Here is a 15,754-nt window from a genome sequence, read left to right as displayed (position 1 = left end):
TCCTGAGTGATGGTCAGACGACGAGCTTGTCTTCCAGCTCCTCGCCGATGTTGGCCTCCGTGCCCGGGATGCCGAGGTCGGAGGCGCGCTTGTCGGCCATGGCCAGCAGCCGGCGGATCCGGCCGGCCACGGCGTCCTTGGTGAGCGGCGGGTCGGCGAGCGCGCCCAGCTCCTCCAGGGAGGCCTGCTTGTGCTCCATGCGCAGCCGGCCGGCCGCGGCGAGGTGCTCGGGCACGTCGTCGGCGAGGATCTCCAGGGCCCGCTGGACCCGGGCGCCGGCGGCGACGGCGGCACGGGCGGAGCGGCGCAGGTTGGCGTCGTCGAAGTTGGCCAGCCGGTTGGCCGTGGCGCGCACCTCGCGGCGCATCCGGCGCTCCTCCCAGGCCAGCACCGACTCGTGCGCGCCGAGCCGGGTGAGCAGCGCGCCGATCGCGTCGCCGTCCCGGACCACGACCCGGTCCACGCCGCGCACCTCGCGCGCCTTGGCGGCGATGTGCAGCCGGCGGGCGGCGCCGACCAGGGCGAGCGCCGCCTCGGGACCGGGGCAGGTCACCTCCAGGGAGGAGGAGCGCCCGGGCTCGGTGAGGGAGCCGTGGGCCAGGAAGGCGCCGCGCCAGGCCGCCTCCGCGTCGCAGGTGGCCCCCGAGACCACCTGCGGGGGCAGACCGCGGATCGGGCGTCCCCGGCCGTCCACCAGACCGGTCTGGCGGGCCAGCTGGTCCCCGCCCGCGACCACCCGGACGACGTAGCGCGAGCCGCGGCGCAGACCGCCCGGTGCCATCACGATGAGCTCGGAGCTGTGGCCGAAGATCTCCAGGATGTCCCGCTTGAGCCGGCGCGCCGCCATCGCGGTGTCCAGCTCCGCCTCGATCACGATGCGCCCGCTCACCAGGTGGAGGCCGCCGGCGAACCGCAGGATGGCGGAGACCTCCGCCTTTCTGCAGCACGTACGGGTGACGGGGAGCCGGCTGATCTCGTCCTTCACCGCTGCCGTCATCGCCATGGGCCGATCCTTCCATGCATCCGAAAAATACGGTCGTACGCGGCGGCCAACAGCTCCGGGTCGTGCCGGGGGCTTCCGTCGGGCCGGGCCACGGGGGCCAGCTCGACCGCGGCGCCGAACCGCTTGGCGGCATCGGTGAGCAAGTCGCGGTCGGGCACGGCGGCCTCGTCGGCCAGCACCACGTCCAGGGCGAGTTTAGGGGCGTGTCGTCCCAAAACCTCCAAATGACGCTGCGGGGAGAAGCCCTCGGTTTCTCCCGGCTGCGGCGCGAGGTTCAGCGAGAGTACCCGGCGCGCCTTCGTCTCCACGAGGGCGTCCAGCAGTTCCGGCACGAGCAGGTGCGGGATGACCGAGGAGAACCAGGAGCCGGGACCGAGCACCACCCAGTCCGCGTCGAGGACCGCCTCCACCGCCTCGGGTACGGCCGGCGGGTCGTTCGGCACGAGGTGCACGGACTGCACCTCGCCGGGGGTGAGGGCGACGGTGGCCTGCCCGCGGACCGTGTCGATCTCCTCCGGCCGCTCCGGGTCATGACCCTTGACGAGGGCCTGGAGCTCCAGCGGCACGGCGGACATGGGCAGCACCCGCCCGTGCGCGCCCAGCAGCAGGCCGACCAGGTCCAGGGCCTGGACGTGGTCGCCGAGCTGCTCCCAGAGGGCGACGATCAGCAGATTGCCGACCGCGTGCTCGTGCAGGTCGCCCTGGGACTGGAAGCGGTGCTGGATGACGCGTGCCCAGGTCTGCCCCCAGTCGTCGTCCCCGCACAGCGCGGCCAGCGCTTTGCGCAGGTCACCGGGGGGCAGCACGCCCAGTTCGTCGCGCAGGCGTCCGCTGGAGCCGCCGTCGTCGGCCACGGTGACGACGGCGGTGAGGTCACCGGTGATCCGGCGCAGGGCGGCGAGGGAGGCGGACAGGCCCATGCCGCCCCCGAGGGCGACGACCTTGGGCTGGGTGCCCCTGCGGCGCGGTCTCGCGCCACGGGTCTCGGCCGGGCGGCCGGCGCGGCCCTCCGGGACCGCTCTGCGCAACCGGCTCAGCCGCGGAGTACGTCGTGTCATTCCCGTCCCATGTCCCGGTGGACGACCACCGTCTCCACACCCTCGGCGGCGAGCCGGGCGGCGAGCTTCTCCGACATGGCGACCGAGCGGTGCTTGCCGCCCGTGCAGCCGACCGCGATGGTCACGTAGCGCTTGCCCTCCCGGCGGTAGCCCGCGGCGATCAGCCGCAGCATCTCGGCGTACCGGTCGAGGAACTCCTTGGCGCCGGGCTGGTTGAAGACGTACGACGCCACCTCCTCGTTGAGGCCGGTGTACGGGCGCAGCTCGGGGACCCAGTGCGGGTTGGGCAGGAACCGCATGTCCACGACCAGGTCGGCGTCGACGGGGAGGCCGTACTTGAAGCCGAAGGACATGACGGTGGCCCGCAGCTCGGGCTCCTCCTCGCCGGCGAACTGGGCGTCCATCTTGGCGCGCAGTTCGTGCACGTTGAGGCTGGAGGTGTCGATCACCAGGTCGGCGTCGCCGCGCAGCTCGCGCAGCAGCTCCCGCTCGGCGGCGATGCCGTCGACGATCCTGCCGTCGCCCTGGAGGGGGTGCGGACGGCGCACGGACTCGAAGCGGCGCACCAGGGCCTCGTCGGAGGACTCCAGGAAGACCGTCCGCCGGGTCACGCCCCGCCCGTCGAGGTCGGCGAGGGACTCGCGCAGGTTGTCGAAGAAGCGCCGGCCGCGGACGTCGACGACGACCGCGATCCGCGCCACGTTGCCCTGGGAGCGCGCGCCGAGCTCCACCATGGTGGTGATCAGCGCGGGGGGCAGGTTGTCCACGACGAACCAGCCCAGGTCCTCCAGACACTTCGCGGCCGTCGAGCGGCCGGCCCCGGACATGCCGGAGATGATCACCAGCTCGGGGATGCCCGCCTCGGGCACCCCGGCCTTGTCCTTGCCCGTTTCCACCTGTGCTCCGTTGGTCCGGCGGGTGCTCCCGCGGGTCTCGGTCCCGCCCGTGTGCTGCCGGGCCCCGTCCTGCTCCGCCGCGGGTCCCGTCTCGTGCTCGGTCATCGTTCCTGCCCCCGTCGTTCGTCCGGGGCGCCCGTGGACACGGGCTCCCCGGGAGAACCCGTCGCCTGCCCGGGTTCTTCCGTGTCATCCATGATCTCGCCCGTGGCCGTGTTCACGGCGGGGGCGGCGGGCGCCGCCCGCGCGAGGGCCCCGGCGATCGTCTCGGCCGTCTTGCGGCCTATGCCCGGAACCTCGCAGATCTGGTCGATTGTCGCCGATCGCAGCTTCTTCAACGAGCCGAAGTGCTTGATCAGCGCCTGTTTGCGGGTCTCACCGAGGCCGGGCACGTCGTCCAGGGGGCTGGCGCGGAAACGCCTGGCGCGCTTGGCGCGCTGGTAGGTGATCGCGAAGCGGTGCGCCTCGTCACGGACCCGCTGGAGCAGGTAGAGGCCCTCGCTGCTGCGGGGCAGCACCACCGGGTCGTCGTCGCCCGGGACCCAGACCTCCTCGAGGCGCTTGGCGAGACCGCACACGGCGATGTCGTCGATCCCCAGTTCGTCCAGCGCCCGCCGGGCCGCCGCGACCTGGGGGGCACCGCCGTCGACCACCACGAGCTGCGGCGGGTAGGCGAACCGCCGGGGGCGGCCGTCGTCCTCGGTGAGCGTGTTCCCCGGCGGCTCGGCGAGCCCTCCGGCCGGCGTCCCGGCCCCCGGGTCCTCACCGTCGGTCCACTCCCCCGTCCGCTCCTTCTCCGCGAGGTAGCGCCGGAAGCGGCGGGTGATCACCTCGTGCATCGAGCGGACGTCGTCCTGCCCGGCGAAGCCCTTGATCTGGAACCGGCGGTACTCGCTCTTGCGGGCCAGTCCGTCCTCGAAGACGACCATGGAGGCCACCACGTCGTCGCCCTGGAGGTGGGAGATGTCGTAGCACTCGATCCGCAGCGGGGCGCTGTCCAGTTCCAGCGCGTCGGTGATCTCCTCCAGCGCGCGCGAGCGCGTGGTGAGGTCGGAGGCGCGCTTGGTCTTGTGCAGCACGAGCGCCTGCTGGGCGTTGCGCTCGACGGTCTCCATCAGCGCCTTCTTGTCGCCGCGCTGCGGGATACGCAGGGACACGCCCGAGCCGCGCCGCTCGGTCAGCCACTGCTGGACCGGTTCCACCGGGTCCGGCAGGGCGGGGACCAGGACCTCCCGGGGCACCGCGTCGCCGGTCTCCTCGCCGTAGAGCTGCTGCAGGGCGTGCTCGACCAGGGCGCCGGTGGTGATCTCCTCGACCTTGTCGGTGACCCAGCCGCGCTGACCGCGCACGCGTCCGCCGCGCACGTGGAAGATCTGGACGGCCGCCTCCAGCTCGTCCTCGGCGACCGCGATCAGGTCGGCGTCGGTCGCGTCGGCGAGCACGACCGCGTTCTTCTCCATGGCCTTCTTCAGGGCGCCGATGTCGTCGCGCAGGCGCGCGGCCCGCTCGTACTCCATCTCCTCGGCCGCGTCCGCCATCCGCCGCTCCAGGCGGCGCAGGTAGGTGCCCGTGCGGCCGGCCATGAAGTCGCAGAACTCCTCGGCCAGTTCACGGTGGTCCTCGGCGGAGATCCGGTCGACGCAGGGCGCCGAGCACTTGTCGATGTAACCGAGCAGACAGGGCCGGCCGGTGCGGGCGGCGTTCTTGAACACCCCCGCCGAGCAGGTGCGCACCGGGAAGACGCGCAGCATCAGGTCCACGGTGTCGCGGATCGCCCAGGCGTGCGCGTAGGGGCCGAAGTAGCGGACGCCCTTCTTCTTGTGACCGCGCATCACCTGCACGCGCGGGAACTCCTCGTTCATCGTCACCGCGAGGTACGGGTAGCTCTTGTCGTCGCGGTACTTGACGTTGAACCGGGGGTCGTACTCCTTGATCCAGGAGTACTCCAGCTGGAGCGCCTCGACCTCCGTGGACACCACCGTCCACTCCACGGACGCGGCCGTGGTCACCATGGAGCGCGTGCGGGGGTGCAGCCCGGCCAGGTCCTGGAAGTAGTTCGCCAGGCGCTGGCGCAGGCTCTTCGCCTTTCCGACGTAGATCACCCGGCGGTGCTCGTCGCGGAACCGGTAGACCCCCGGTGAGTCGGGGATCTCACCCGGTTTGGGGCGGTAGCTGGAGGGGTCGGCCATGTCTCACACCCTACTGGCGGGGACCGACACCGCGGCGGGGCTGTGGACGCCACGCGGCGTCCGGTGCGCCGCGAAGGGGTTACGGCGGGTGGGAAGCGGGAAGGTGGGGGGTCCGTGCCCCGGGAGATCGGCAGCCGGTCGCGGAGGGCGGCCACGCGCGTGGTCACGAGTCGGAGGGCTGGTCGGATGCGACAGACGCGGATCGAGAAACCACGACGGCCGGCCCGGTCCCGCCGGTACGCGGACGAGAGGTCCGCGCTGCCCGACTCCCTCGACCCGCGCGATCCGGACATCGTGCGCGCCAAGCGCCTTCGGTCGGCCCTGCGGGACCAGGACGGGTCCGGCGGGTCGTGACCGGACCCCGGTAGCGGCTCCTGCCGCCCCGGCGGCCGCGGCCGCTCCGGGAACGGACGAACAGCGCATCACGGTACGTGCCCCGGGGGCCGTACCGGCCTCCGGGCCGGTACGGCCCCCGGCGCGTGTGCGCGGCTGTTGGGCGCCAGGTGTTGTCGGGGCTTGGTCAACACGCTTCAATGCGGGGGAACTCGGGGCCTGAACGGCGGCGTACGGATGTGAAGGATCGGCCGCGCCGACGGGGGCGGGCTCCGGGGTGCCCCGCGCGAACGGTCTGACCAGCCGTTGTGGACATACACAGAAAGGCCCCTGCATGCCGCACGCCACACAGCACGTGGACGTCGCCACGGCGGAACTGGACTCGGCCCTGCGGGTCGGCCCGTTCCACGTCGCCCTGCGCGCCGCGATAGCCGCGCGGGGGCTGCCGCTGCAACGGGTGCAGCACCATCTGTCGCGCCGCGGCGTGAAGGTGGGCGTCACCAGCCTGAGTTACTGGCAGCAGGGCGCCCGGCGTCCGCAGCGTCCGGAGTCCCTGCGCGCGGTACGGGCGCTGGAGGAGATCCTGCAGCTTCCGGAGGAGTCGCTGATCCGGCTGCTCGCCGAGTCGGACGAGCGCGCGGCGGACCGCCGCTCCCCCGGCCGGTCCTACCGCTCCCTGGTGGCGGCGTCGGGGGCCCTGGAACGCCTGCTGGCGGACTTCGGCGCCCCGCGCGACGGCGGGCTGCACACCCTCGGGCACCACGAGCGGGTCCGGATCGGAGCGCGCCGTGAGCTGGCGGAGTGCGAGTCGCACCACATCGTGCGCGCGCACCGCGACGGCGTCGACCGCTATGTGGCCGTGCACCGCGGGGACCCCGGCTCCGCGCCGGAGCGGATGACCGTGCACGCCCTGGAGAACTGCCGCACCGGGCGCGTCCGCCGGCATCACGACACCGGTGTGCTCGCCGCCGAGCTGCTCTTCGACACCCGGCTGCGGGCCGGCGACACGTTCCTCTTCCGCTACGCGGTCGAGGACGGCACGGCCGGGGTCTCGCGCGAGTACGTGCGCGGGGCGGGCTCCCCCGGCGGCCAGTACGCACTCCAGGTGTGCTTCGACTCCGGGGCGGTCCCGGTGCGCTGCCACCGGTTCGCCCAGCATTCGGCGGCGGCACCGCGCGGAGGGCGCCAGGAGCTGCCGATCCGGGGGCGGCACCACTCGGTGCACCTGGTGGAACCGCGCGTCCGGTCGGGTTACCTGGGCATCGCCTGGGACTGGGAGTGACTCCGGTCAGACCTGCGGGGCGGCGACCATGGTGCCGTTCTTCACCTCGACGGTCAGCCGCTTCAGGGGCGCCACGGCCGGCTCGCGCAGCACCTTGCCGGTGGTGACGTCGAACTCGCTGCCGTGGCAGGGGCAGATCAGCCTCGTCCCGTCCAGCTTGTTGATGGGGCAGCCCGCGTGCGTGCAGAGCGTGTCGTACGCCGTGAGGGTGCCGTCCTCGCCGCGGCTGACCACCACGCGCTGATCCCGGTACAGCTTCGCGTCGCCCGCGGCGACCTCGCTCTCCGGACCGAGCTCGACGGGCCCGCTCAGCGGAGCGGCCCTGTCGTCACCCCCGCCCCCGCACGCGGTGAGCCCCAGCCCGGCGACGGGAGCGAGCGCCGCTCCCCGCAGAACGGTACGACGACTCGCGACGGGCCGGCCGGACATGGATCTCCCCTGCTCATACAAGACCAACAGCACTCGCCACGACGATACCGACCCCGCTCCCACCCCCTCACCCCGCCCCTCGCCGCACCGACGTAAACGCTTGCGCAAGCGTTTACGCGTCGCCGGCGCATGGGATACCGTCCCCCCACCGAGCACGCGGAACGGCACCGGAACGGGTAACGGCGACGGAAACGGGGGGACCCGATGGCAACCATGACGGACGTCGCCCGCCGCGCGGGTGTCTCGGTCGCCACCGTCTCCCACGTCCTCAACGACACCCGCCCGGTGCGCCCCCACACCCGCCGGGCCGTCCTCGACGCCGTCGAGGAACTCGGCTACACCCCCAACACCCTCGCCCGCTCCCTGGTCACCGCCCGCACCCGGTCGATCGGCCTGGCCGTCTCCGCCATCGGCAACCCCTACTTCACGGAGATCCTCCAGGGCGTCGAGGCGGCGGCCCTGGACCACGGCTACAGCCTCCTCGTCGCCGACCCCCACGACGACCCGCTCCACGAGGTCGAGGTCGTCCGGCTCCTCCACGAACGCCGCGTGGACGGCATGATCGTCGCCCCGTCCCCCCGCCCCCGTGAGCTGCTCGCCCACCTCGCGCGCCACCGCGTGCCCACCGTGTTCCTGGACCGGCTGGTCGAGGCACCCGGGACCGGCGACGGCCCCCGCTTCGACCAGGTCGGCGCCGAGTCCGCGGAACCGACGGCCCGCCTGGTGACCCACCTCGCCGGACTCGGCCACCGGCGCATCGCCCTGGTCGCCGGCCTGCCGGGACTCAGCACCACCGACGAGCGGATCACCGGCTACCGCCGCGGGCTGGCGGCGGCCGGTCTGCCCTACGACGAGCGGATCCTGGTGCACGGCGACTCCCGGACGCCGGGGGCGCGGCGGGCCACCGCCGGCCTGCTGGCTCTCGGCGCCCGCCCCACCGCGCTGATCACGGCCAACAACGCCATGACGATCGGCGCGCTGCACGCGCTGCGGGACCACGGCCTGTCCGTGCCCGGGGACATCGCCCTGTGCTGCTTCGACGACTTCCCCTGGGCGGACCTGTTCTCCCCCCGGCTCACGGCTGTCGCCCAGCCCAGCAGGGAGATCGGCGCCCGGGCCGTGGGGATGCTCCTGGAGCGCCTCGCCGAACCGGGCCTGCCCGCCCGGACCGAACAGCTCCCCTGCGCCTTCGTGCACCGCACGTCCTGCGGCTGCCCCGACCGCCCCGGAGAAGGGAACCCCTCGTGATCGTCGTAGCCGGTGAGGCACTGATCGACCTGGTACCGCGCGGCCCCGGCGCGCTCGCGGCGCTGACGCCGGCGCTCGGCGGCGGGCCGTTCAACACGGCGGTGGCCCTGGGCCGCCTGGGCTCCCCCACCGCCTTCTGCTCCCGGGTGTCCCGTGACGCCTTCGGCGAGGCGCTGCTGGAGCGGCTGCGGGAGACCGGCGTGGACGTGTCGTCGGTGCAGCGCGGCGACGAGCCGACGACGCTGGCCGTGGCCACGGTCGGCGCGGGCGGCTCGGCGGCGTACTCCTTCTACGTGGAGGGGACCGCCGACCGGCTGTTCACGGCGCCGGGAGCCCTGCCGGCCGGCACCCGCGCGGTCTCCTTCGGCACCTGCTCCCTGGTGCTGGAGCCCGGTGCGAGCGCCTACGAGGAGCTGATGCGCGCCGCGTCCGCGCGGGGTGTGTTCACGGCGCTGGACCCGAACATCCGGGCGGGCCTGATACCGGACGCCGACGCCTACCGGGACCGGTTCCACGGCTGGCTGCCGTCGGTGACGCTGCTGAAGCTGTCCGAGGAGGACGCCGACTGGCTCGGCGGGTCCCCGCAGGCCTGGGCGGCGGCCGGTCCGGCGGCGGTCGTGGTCACCCGGGGCGGTGACGGGCTGACCGCGTACACCCGTGACGGCCGCGTGTACTCGGTGCCCGGGGAGCGGGTCGAGGTGGTCGACACGATCGGTGCCGGTGACACGGTGAACGCGGCGCTGCTGCACGGTCTGGCGGCCCGCGACGCGCTCAGTGCGGAGGGGGTCGCCGCGCTGGGCGCGGAGGGCTGGCGGGACCTGCTCGGCCTCGCGGCGCGCGCGGCGGCGGTCACCTGCTCCCGCGCGGGCGCGGAACCGCCGTACGCGCACGAACTGGAGGCGAGGGGGGCCTGACGCGGACACGCGCCGTGCCGCGGGGGGCGTGAGCCCCTGCGCGACACGGCGCGTGTCCGTGCGGGCGGTGCAGGTCAGGCCTTGGCGGCCCGTGTCGTCTTCTTCGCGGCGGCCTTGGTGGCCGTCTTCCTGGCCGGCTTGCTGTCGACGGCCTCGGTGGCGGTCTTCCGGGCGCCCGCCCTGGCGGCGGCCGTCTTCTTCGCCGCCGTCCCGCGCGGGGCGCGCACCTGGGCGGCGTCACTGATGCGCTCCGCCCCGAGGACGTCCCGCAGGAACTTGCCCGTGTGGCTGGCCGGAACGCCGGCGACCTGCTCGGGCGTGCCCTCCGCGACGACCAGACCGCCGCCGGAACCGCCCTCGGGACCCATGTCGACGACCCAGTCGGCGGTCTTGATCACGTCGAGGTTGTGCTCGATGACGATGACCGTGTTGCCCTTGTCGACCAGGCCGGACAGGACCGTCAGCAGCTTGCTGATGTCCTCGAAGTGCAGACCGGTGGTCGGCTCGTCCAGGACGTAGACCGTGCGTCCGGTGGAGCGCTTCTGCAGCTCGCTGGCGAGCTTCACCCGCTGTGCCTCACCACCGGACAAGGTGGTCGCGGCCTGGCCGAGCCGGACGTAGCCGAGACCGACGTCGTTGAGCGTCCTCATGTGGCGGGAGATCGCCGGGACGGCCTCGAAGAAGTGCATGGCCTCTTCGATCGGCATGTTCAGGACGTCGGCGATGGACTTGCCCTTGTAGTGGACCTCCAGGGTCTCCCGGTTGTAGCGGGCGCCGTGGCAGACCTCGCACGGGACGTACACGTCCGGGAGGAAGTTCATCTCGATCTTGATGGTGCCGTCGCCCGCGCAGTTCTCGCAGCGGCCGCCCTTGACGTTGAAGGAGAAGCGGCCCGGCATGTACCCGCGGACCTTGGCCTCCGTCGTCTCGGCGAACAGCTTGCGGACGTGGTCGAAGACGCCGGTGTACGTCGCCGGGTTGGAACGCGGGGTACGGCCGATGGGCGACTGGTCGACGTGCACCACCTTGTCGACGAGGTCGTCGCCGTCGACCCGGGTGTGCCGGCCGGGCACGCTGCGGGCGCCGTTCAGCTCGCGGGCCAGGTGCGTGTACAGGATGTCGTTGACCAGCGTGGACTTCCCGGAGCCGGACACACCGGTGACCGCGGTGAACACGCCCAGCGGGAAGGACACGTCGATGTCCTGGAGGTTGTTCTCGCGGGCGCCGTGCACCGTGAGCCGGCGCGACGGGTCGTGCGGGCGGCGGATCTCGGGCAGCGGGATGGACTTCTTGCCGGAGAGGTACTGGCCGGTCTGCGACTCGGCGTTGGCCAGCAGCTCCTTGAGCGAGCCGCTGTGGACGACCTTGCCGCCGTGCTCACCGGCGCCGGGGCCGATGTCGACGATCCAGTCGGCGATCTTGATGGTGTCCTCGTCGTGCTCGACGACGATGAGCGTGTTGCCCATGTCGCGCAGCCGGACGAGGGTCTCGATCAGCCGGTGGTTGTCGCGCTGGTGCAGGCCGATGGACGGCTCGTCGAGGACGTAGAGCACGCCGACGAGTCCGGAGCCGATCTGGGTGGCCAGGCGGATGCGCTGGGCCTCACCGCCGGAGAGGGTGCCCGCGGCGCGGTTCAGCGACAGGTAGTCCAGGCCGACGTCGACCAGGAACCGCAGCCGCTCGTTGACCTCCTTGAGCACGCGCTCGGCGATCTTCTTGTCGCGTGCGGTGAGCTTCAGCTCGCCGAGGAAGTCCGCGCAGTCGCTGATGGACATCGAGGAGACCTCGGCGATGGACTTGCCCATGACGGTGACGGCGAGGACGACCGGCTTGAGGCGGGTGCCCTCGCAGGTGGGGCAGGGCACCTCGCGCATGTAGCCCTCGAACCGCTCGCGGCTGGAGTCGCTCTCGGCCTCGCTGTGCCGGCGCTTGACGAAGGGGACGGCGCCCTCGAAGGCCGTGGTGTACCTGCGCTCGCGCCCGTAGCGGTTGCGGTAGCGGACCTCGACCTGGGTCTTGTGGCCGCCCAGCAGGGCCTTCCTGGCGCGCAGCGGCAGGCCCGCGAAGGGGATGTCGGTGCGGAAGCCCAGGGCGTCGGCGAGGGCGCCGATCAGACGGTCGAAGTAGTCCTTGGTGTGGCCGTGCGACCACGGGTGGATGGCGCCCTCGTCGAGGCTCTTGTCCGGGTCGGGGACGATCAGCTCGGGGTCGACCTCCATGCGCGTGCCGATGCCGGTGCACTCGGGGCAGGCGCCGAAGGGCGAGTTGAAGGAGAAGGAGCGGGGCTCGAGCTCCTCGAAGGACAGGTCGTCGTACGGGCAGTACAAATGCTCGGAGAACATCCGCTCGCGCTCGGGGTCGTCCTCGGGGAGGTCGACGAAGTCGAGCACGACCATGCCGCCGGACAGACCGAGGGCGGTCTCCACGGAGTCGGTGAGGCGGCGCTTGGCGCCGTCCTTCACGGTGAGGCGGTCGACGACCACCTCGATGGTGTGCTTCTCCTGCTTCTTCAGCGTGGGCGGGCTGGAGAGCTGGACGGTCTCGCCGTCCACGCGGGCGCGGGAGTAACCCTTGGTCTGGAGGTCGGAGAAGAGGTCGACGAACTCGCCCTTGCGCTCGCGCACCAGCGGGGAGAGCACCTGGAAGCGGCTGCCCTCCGGCAGCTGCAGGACCCGGTCGACGATGGCCTGGGGCGACTGGCGGGAGATCGGCCGGGAGCACTCGGGGCAGTGCGGCTTGCCGATGCGCGCGAAGAGCAGGCGCAGGTAGTCGTAGACCTCGGTGATGGTGCCGACCGTGGAGCGCGGGTTGCGGGAGGTCGACTTCTGGTCGATGGAGACCGCCGGGGAGAGGCCCTCGATGAAGTCGACGTCCGGCTTGTCCATCTGGCCGAGGAACTGCCGGGCGTACGAGGAGAGCGACTCCACGTAGCGCCGCTGCCCCTCGGCGAAGATCGTGTCGAAGGCCAGCGAGGACTTGCCCGACCCCGACAGGCCCGTGAAGACGATGAGCGAGTCGCGCGGGAGGTCGAGCGAGACGTTCTTGAGGTTGTGCTCGCGCGCTCCACGGACGATGAGACGGTCGGCCACGCCGGTCCGCACCTTTCTTGAGAGAAGTGACAGGGGCGAGGCCCCCGTCTTTTTCCAGACTAGGGCGAGCCACTGACAACGCCGGTCGGATTCACGGTTGTCAACAAACCCCGGCTCTCCAGAATGCCCGACGCCACCCCCGAGCTTATAGCACGTGCATTCGATTATGGGTCGAGCTTCGGCGCCTTCACTCGAAGGAGTGGCCGGACTAGGGTCGGCACCATGATTGATCACGCTGATGACCTGGCGTCTGTACAAGCCGCTACCGAGCGGCTGCTCGCCGCGGTCGGCGCACTGGACAACGCGGCTGTGACCCAGTCGTCACGCCTGCCCGGCTGGACCCGGGGCCATGTGCTGGCCCACCTCGCACGCAACGCGGACGCCCTCGTGAACGTCCTGGAGGGCCGCCCCATGTACCTCTCCGGCGAGGCCAGGGACGCCGACATCGAGCGGGACGCCCCACGCCCCCTCGACGTCCAGCTCGCGGACGTGCGGGAGAGCGCGGAGCGCCTGCGCGCGGCGGGCGCCGTCCCGGCGGACTGGTCGCGCACGGTGGAACTGCGCAACGGGGTCACCGACCGCGCCGAGCGGGTGCCGTTCCGGCGGTGGATCGAGGTGGAGCTGCACCACGTGGACCTCGGGATCGGCTACGAACTGGAGGACCTGTCCGAGGAGTTCACGGAGCGGGAGATCGGCTTCCTCGCCGCGCGCTTCGCCGGTCACCCCGACGTGCCGTCGACCGCCCTGGCCACCGTGGACGGCCGCACCTGGACGACCGGCGGCGGGGCGGCCGGCGACCCGGTGACCGTGGAGGGGACGGCGGCCGACCTGCTCGGCTGGCTCGCCGGCCGCCGGGACGGTTCCGGACTGGCGGTGAAGGGCGGCGCCCTCCCGTCCCTCCCTCCCCTGTAGGACTGTCCCGTCCCTCCCTCCTTCCCTCGTCGGACTGTCCCGCGCCGCTTCCGGGGATAGGCTGGCGGCCATGACGTACAGCGGTCGGGTGACGGTCGGCGGCCCAGCCGACGTGCACGAACTCAAGGACCTGATGATCACCAAGGTCGCGGTCGGCCCCATGGACAACAACGCCTACCTGCTGCGTTGCCGGGCCACCGACGAGCAGCTGCTGATCGACGCGGCCGACGACGCCCGGACGCTGCTGGGGACGATCGGTGACGACGGCATCACGTCCGTCGTCACCACCCACCGGCACGGCGACCACTGGCAGGCGCTCGCCGAGGTCGTGGCCGCCACCGGCGCCCGCACCCACGCCGGCCGGGACGACGCCGAGGGCATCCCGGTGCACACCGACGTGCTGCTCGACGACGGCGACACCGTCCGCGTGGGGCAGGTCGAGCTCACCGCCCGCCACCTGGTCGGCCACACCCCCGGATCCATCGCCCTGGTCTACGACGACCCCCATGGACACCCCCACGTGTTCACCGGGGACTGCCTGTTCCCGGGCGGTGTGGGCAACACCCACAGGGATCCGGAGGCCTTCGCCCGTCTGATCCACGACGTGGAGACCAGGATCTTCGACGTCCTCCCGGACGAGACCTGGGTGTACCCCGGCCACGGCGACGACACCACCCTGGGCGCGGAACGCCCGCACCTGCCGGAGTGGCACGCGCGGGGCTGGTGAGCCGGCCCCCGAGGGCACTCACCCCGGCGGACCGGGCCTACGCCCGGGCCGCCCCCGGGCCCGCCAGCGCCGCGATCCGGTCCACCGCGAAGACGTACCCCTGCACGCCGCAGCCGGCGATGACCCCGTCCGCGCGGAGCGAGACGTAGGAGTGGTGCCGGAACGACTCGCGCCGGTGGATGTTGGAGACGTGGACCTCGATCACGGGCAGCCCGTCGCAGGCGTTGAGGGCGTCCAGGATCGCCACGGAGGTGTGCGAGTAGGCGCCGGGGTTGATGACGATGCCGCAGTGGTTCAGCCGGGCCTCGTGGATCCAGTCCACCAGTCGCCCCTCGTGGTTGGACTGGCGCGGGTCCACCGTGCCGTGGTGCGCGGCGGCCGCCTCGGCGCACATCCTCTCCACGTCCGCGAGCGTGTCGGAACCGTAGATCTCCGGCTGGCGCTGCCCGAGGAGGTTCAGGTTCGGGCCGTTGAGGATCATGATCGGGGCGTTGGCCAGATTGCGGGGCACGGTTCCTCCGGTCCGTCGGGGTGGGCGGTTCCCGGCGGGACCGCTGCTCGCCCCCGGTTTATCACGGTGCGGCTGGGGCCCGCGGGGCCCTAGCCTCCCGGCATGACGACCCTTTCCTACCCTCCCAAGCCCGCGCCCGGCGACCGCGTCGCCGTGATCTCTCCCTCCTCCGGTCTTGCGGGGCTCTTCCCGCTCCCGTTCGAGCTGGGGCTGGAGCGGTTGCGTGAGGAGTACGGGCTGGAGCCGGTGGAGTATCCGGCGACGCGCCGGATGGGCTCGACGCCGCAGGAGCGAGCCGACGACATCCATGCCGCCTTCGCCGACCCGGAGATCAAGGCGGTCTTCGCGTCGATCGGCGGTGACGACCAGATCACCGTGGTGCCGCTGCTGGACCGGGAGCTGATCCGCGCCCACCCGAAGCCGTTCTTCGGGACGAGCGACAACACCCATCTGCTCGCCTTCCTCCGTGAGACCGGGATCGTCGGGTTCCACGGTGCGAGTGTGATGGTGGAGCTCGGCCGCCCCGGGGCGATGCATCCGCAGACCGCGGCGTCCCTGCGGGCGGCCCTGTTCACCCCGGGCGCGTACGAGCTGCGTCCGGCCGGGCGGTGGCGCGACCAGGACCGTGACTGGGCAGATCCCGCCACGTTCGACGCGGAGCCGGAGACCCGGCCGGGGACGGGCTGGACCTGGGTGAACGCCGGCCGGGTCGTCGAGGGCCGCACCTGGGGCGGCTGCCTGGAGATCGTCGGCTGGATGCTGATGGCCGGCCGCGGGGTGGCACCGGACCTGTCCGAGTACGACGGTGGCGTGCTGTTCCTGGAGACCTCGGAGGAACTGCCCAGCGGGGAGGAGGTCTTCCGCACCCTGCGGAACATGGGTGAGCGAGGGCTGCTCGGACGTTTCGCCGCGCTCCTGATGGGCCGTCCGAAGAGCTGGTCCTTCGAGCGGCCCCACCAGCCCGGGGAGGCCGCCGCCTACGCCGCCGACCAGCGTGCGGCCGTGCTGCGGGCGATGCGGGTCTACGCACCCGACGCCGTCGTCGTCTTCGACGTGGACCTCGGGCACACCGATCCGCAGCTGGTGATCCCCTACGGGGGTGTCGTGCGCGTCGACGGGCCCGCCCGGCGCGTCACCGTCACGTACTGACGCCGGGCGGGCCG

At 72.5% G+C, this 15,754-nt stretch carries 14 protein-coding genes; 7 read left to right on the top strand and 7 right to left on the bottom strand.

The features are described from left to right. Nucleotides 1-13: 13 nt before the first annotated feature. Genes whiA through uvrC form a run of 4 tightly spaced genes read right to left on the bottom strand, consistent with a single transcriptional unit; the run spans nt 14 to nt 5,146 of the window. Nucleotides 14-1,003 carry a DNA-binding protein WhiA gene (whiA, locus tag IE172_RS04960; RefSeq protein WP_190095808.1) on the bottom strand — a complete coding sequence of 330 codons (990 nt, stop codon included), beginning with the start codon at nt 1,001-1,003 and terminating at the stop codon, nt 14-16. After that, nucleotides 994-2,061 carry a gluconeogenesis factor YvcK family protein gene (locus IE172_RS04955; RefSeq protein ID WP_190095807.1) on the bottom strand — a complete coding sequence of 356 codons (1,068 nt, stop codon included), beginning with the start codon at nt 2,059-2,061 and terminating at the stop codon, nt 994-996. The genes whiA and IE172_RS04955 overlap by 10 nt, the downstream gene beginning before the upstream one ends. After that, nucleotides 2,058-3,062: an RNase adapter RapZ gene (gene rapZ, locus IE172_RS04950; protein WP_190095806.1), complete on the bottom strand. Its 1,005-nt coding sequence runs from the start codon at nt 3,060-3,062 to the stop codon at nt 2,058-2,060. The genes IE172_RS04955 and rapZ overlap by 4 nt, the downstream gene beginning before the upstream one ends. Then, a complete protein-coding gene (gene uvrC, locus IE172_RS04945) occupies nt 3,059-5,146 on the bottom strand; it encodes an excinuclease ABC subunit UvrC (RefSeq protein ID WP_190095805.1) in 2,088 nt (695 codons plus the stop codon). The genes rapZ and uvrC overlap by 4 nt, the downstream gene beginning before the upstream one ends. A 186-nt stretch (nt 5,147-5,332) precedes the next feature. On the opposite strand from uvrC, the gene IE172_RS04940 reads away from it, so the two are divergent. Both IE172_RS04940 and IE172_RS04935 read left to right on the top strand, forming a co-directional pair. Continuing rightward, nucleotides 5,333-5,500 (top strand): hypothetical protein, encoded by a 168-nt coding sequence (locus IE172_RS04940; RefSeq protein ID WP_190095804.1) that lies wholly within the window; start codon nt 5,333-5,335, stop codon nt 5,498-5,500. Between the two features lie 313 nt (nt 5,501-5,813). After that, the gene (locus tag IE172_RS04935) at nt 5,814-6,761 is read left to right on the top strand and encodes a hypothetical protein (RefSeq protein WP_190095803.1); all 948 of its coding nucleotides are present in this window, start codon (nt 5,814-5,816) and stop codon (nt 6,759-6,761) included. 6 nt (nt 6,762-6,767) lie between these two features. Here IE172_RS04935 and IE172_RS04930 read toward each other — a convergent pair whose 3' ends face one another. Then, the gene (locus IE172_RS04930) at nt 6,768-7,190 is read right to left on the bottom strand and encodes a Rieske (2Fe-2S) protein (RefSeq protein ID WP_190095802.1); all 423 of its coding nucleotides are present in this window, start codon (nt 7,188-7,190) and stop codon (nt 6,768-6,770) included. Between the two features lie 204 nt (nt 7,191-7,394). Between IE172_RS04930 and IE172_RS04925 the strand changes: the two genes are divergently transcribed. Together IE172_RS04925 and IE172_RS04920 are read left to right on the top strand one after the other, a co-directional pair. Further along, on the top strand, nt 7,395-8,438 hold the full coding sequence (locus tag IE172_RS04925) for a LacI family DNA-binding transcriptional regulator (RefSeq protein ID WP_190095801.1): 1,044 nt from the start codon (nt 7,395-7,397) through the stop codon (nt 8,436-8,438). Then, nucleotides 8,435-9,352 (top strand): carbohydrate kinase family protein, encoded by a 918-nt coding sequence (locus IE172_RS04920; RefSeq protein WP_190095800.1) that lies wholly within the window; start codon nt 8,435-8,437, stop codon nt 9,350-9,352. Before IE172_RS04925 ends, IE172_RS04920 begins: the two co-directional genes overlap by 4 nt. A 74-nt stretch (nt 9,353-9,426) precedes the next feature. On the opposite strand, the gene uvrA is transcribed toward IE172_RS04920, so the two are convergent. Next, on the bottom strand, nt 9,427-12,441 hold the full coding sequence (gene uvrA / locus IE172_RS04915; protein WP_190095799.1) for an excinuclease ABC subunit UvrA: 3,015 nt from the start codon (nt 12,439-12,441) through the stop codon (nt 9,427-9,429). A 222-nt stretch (nt 12,442-12,663) separates the two neighbouring features. Between uvrA and IE172_RS04910 the strand changes: the two genes are divergently transcribed. Together IE172_RS04910 and IE172_RS04905 are read left to right on the top strand one after the other, a co-directional pair. After that, nucleotides 12,664-13,353, top strand: a complete 690-nt coding sequence (locus tag IE172_RS04910; protein ID WP_190095798.1) for a maleylpyruvate isomerase family mycothiol-dependent enzyme — start codon at nt 12,664-12,666, stop codon at nt 13,351-13,353. A gap of 70 nt (nt 13,354-13,423) precedes the next feature. Further along, on the top strand, nt 13,424-14,080 hold the full coding sequence (locus tag IE172_RS04905) for an MBL fold metallo-hydrolase (RefSeq protein WP_190095797.1): 657 nt from the start codon (nt 13,424-13,426) through the stop codon (nt 14,078-14,080). Nucleotides 14,081-14,117: 37 nt separating this feature from the next. On the opposite strand, the gene aroQ is transcribed toward IE172_RS04905, so the two are convergent. Beyond that, the gene (gene aroQ, locus IE172_RS04900) at nt 14,118-14,591 is read right to left on the bottom strand and encodes a type II 3-dehydroquinate dehydratase (protein ID WP_190095796.1); all 474 of its coding nucleotides are present in this window, start codon (nt 14,589-14,591) and stop codon (nt 14,118-14,120) included. Between the two features lie 102 nt (nt 14,592-14,693). On the opposite strand from aroQ, the gene IE172_RS04895 reads away from it, so the two are divergent. Then, entirely contained in the window at nt 14,694-15,740 is a 1,047-nt protein-coding gene (locus IE172_RS04895) for a S66 family peptidase (RefSeq protein ID WP_190095795.1), read from the top strand. The last annotated feature ends 14 nt before the right edge of the window (nt 15,741-15,754 follow it).

The sequence above is a fragment of the Streptomyces griseoflavus genome (genome assembly GCF_014649995.1).
Lineage (GTDB): Bacteria > Actinomycetota > Actinomycetes > Streptomycetales > Streptomycetaceae > Streptomyces > Streptomyces griseoflavus.
The sequence above is the reverse complement of the archived record's forward strand: the minus strand, read 5'-3'. Positions and strand labels throughout refer to the sequence as shown.

Coding starts and splice junctions, on each gene's coding strand:
- whiA (WP_190095808.1), bottom strand. CDS start 1,003: ATGGCGATGACGGCAGCGGTGAAGGACGAGATCAGCCGGCTCCCCGTC.
- IE172_RS04955 (WP_190095807.1), bottom strand. CDS start 2,061: ATGACACGACGTACTCCGCGGCTGAGCCGGTTGCGCAGAGCGGTCCCG.
- rapZ (WP_190095806.1), bottom strand. CDS start 3,062: ATGACCGAGCACGAGACGGGACCCGCGGCGGAGCAGGACGGGGCCCGG.
- uvrC (WP_190095805.1), bottom strand. CDS start 5,146: ATGGCCGACCCCTCCAGCTACCGCCCCAAACCGGGTGAGATCCCCGAC.
- IE172_RS04940 (WP_190095804.1), top strand. CDS start 5,333: ATGCGACAGACGCGGATCGAGAAACCACGACGGCCGGCCCGGTCCCGC.
- IE172_RS04935 (WP_190095803.1), top strand. CDS start 5,814: ATGCCGCACGCCACACAGCACGTGGACGTCGCCACGGCGGAACTGGAC.
- IE172_RS04930 (WP_190095802.1), bottom strand. CDS start 7,190: ATGTCCGGCCGGCCCGTCGCGAGTCGTCGTACCGTTCTGCGGGGAGCG.
- IE172_RS04925 (WP_190095801.1), top strand. CDS start 7,395: ATGGCAACCATGACGGACGTCGCCCGCCGCGCGGGTGTCTCGGTCGCC.
- IE172_RS04910 (WP_190095798.1), top strand. CDS start 12,664: ATGATTGATCACGCTGATGACCTGGCGTCTGTACAAGCCGCTACCGAG.
- IE172_RS04905 (WP_190095797.1), top strand. CDS start 13,424: ATGACGTACAGCGGTCGGGTGACGGTCGGCGGCCCAGCCGACGTGCAC.
- IE172_RS04895 (WP_190095795.1), top strand. CDS start 14,694: ATGACGACCCTTTCCTACCCTCCCAAGCCCGCGCCCGGCGACCGCGTC.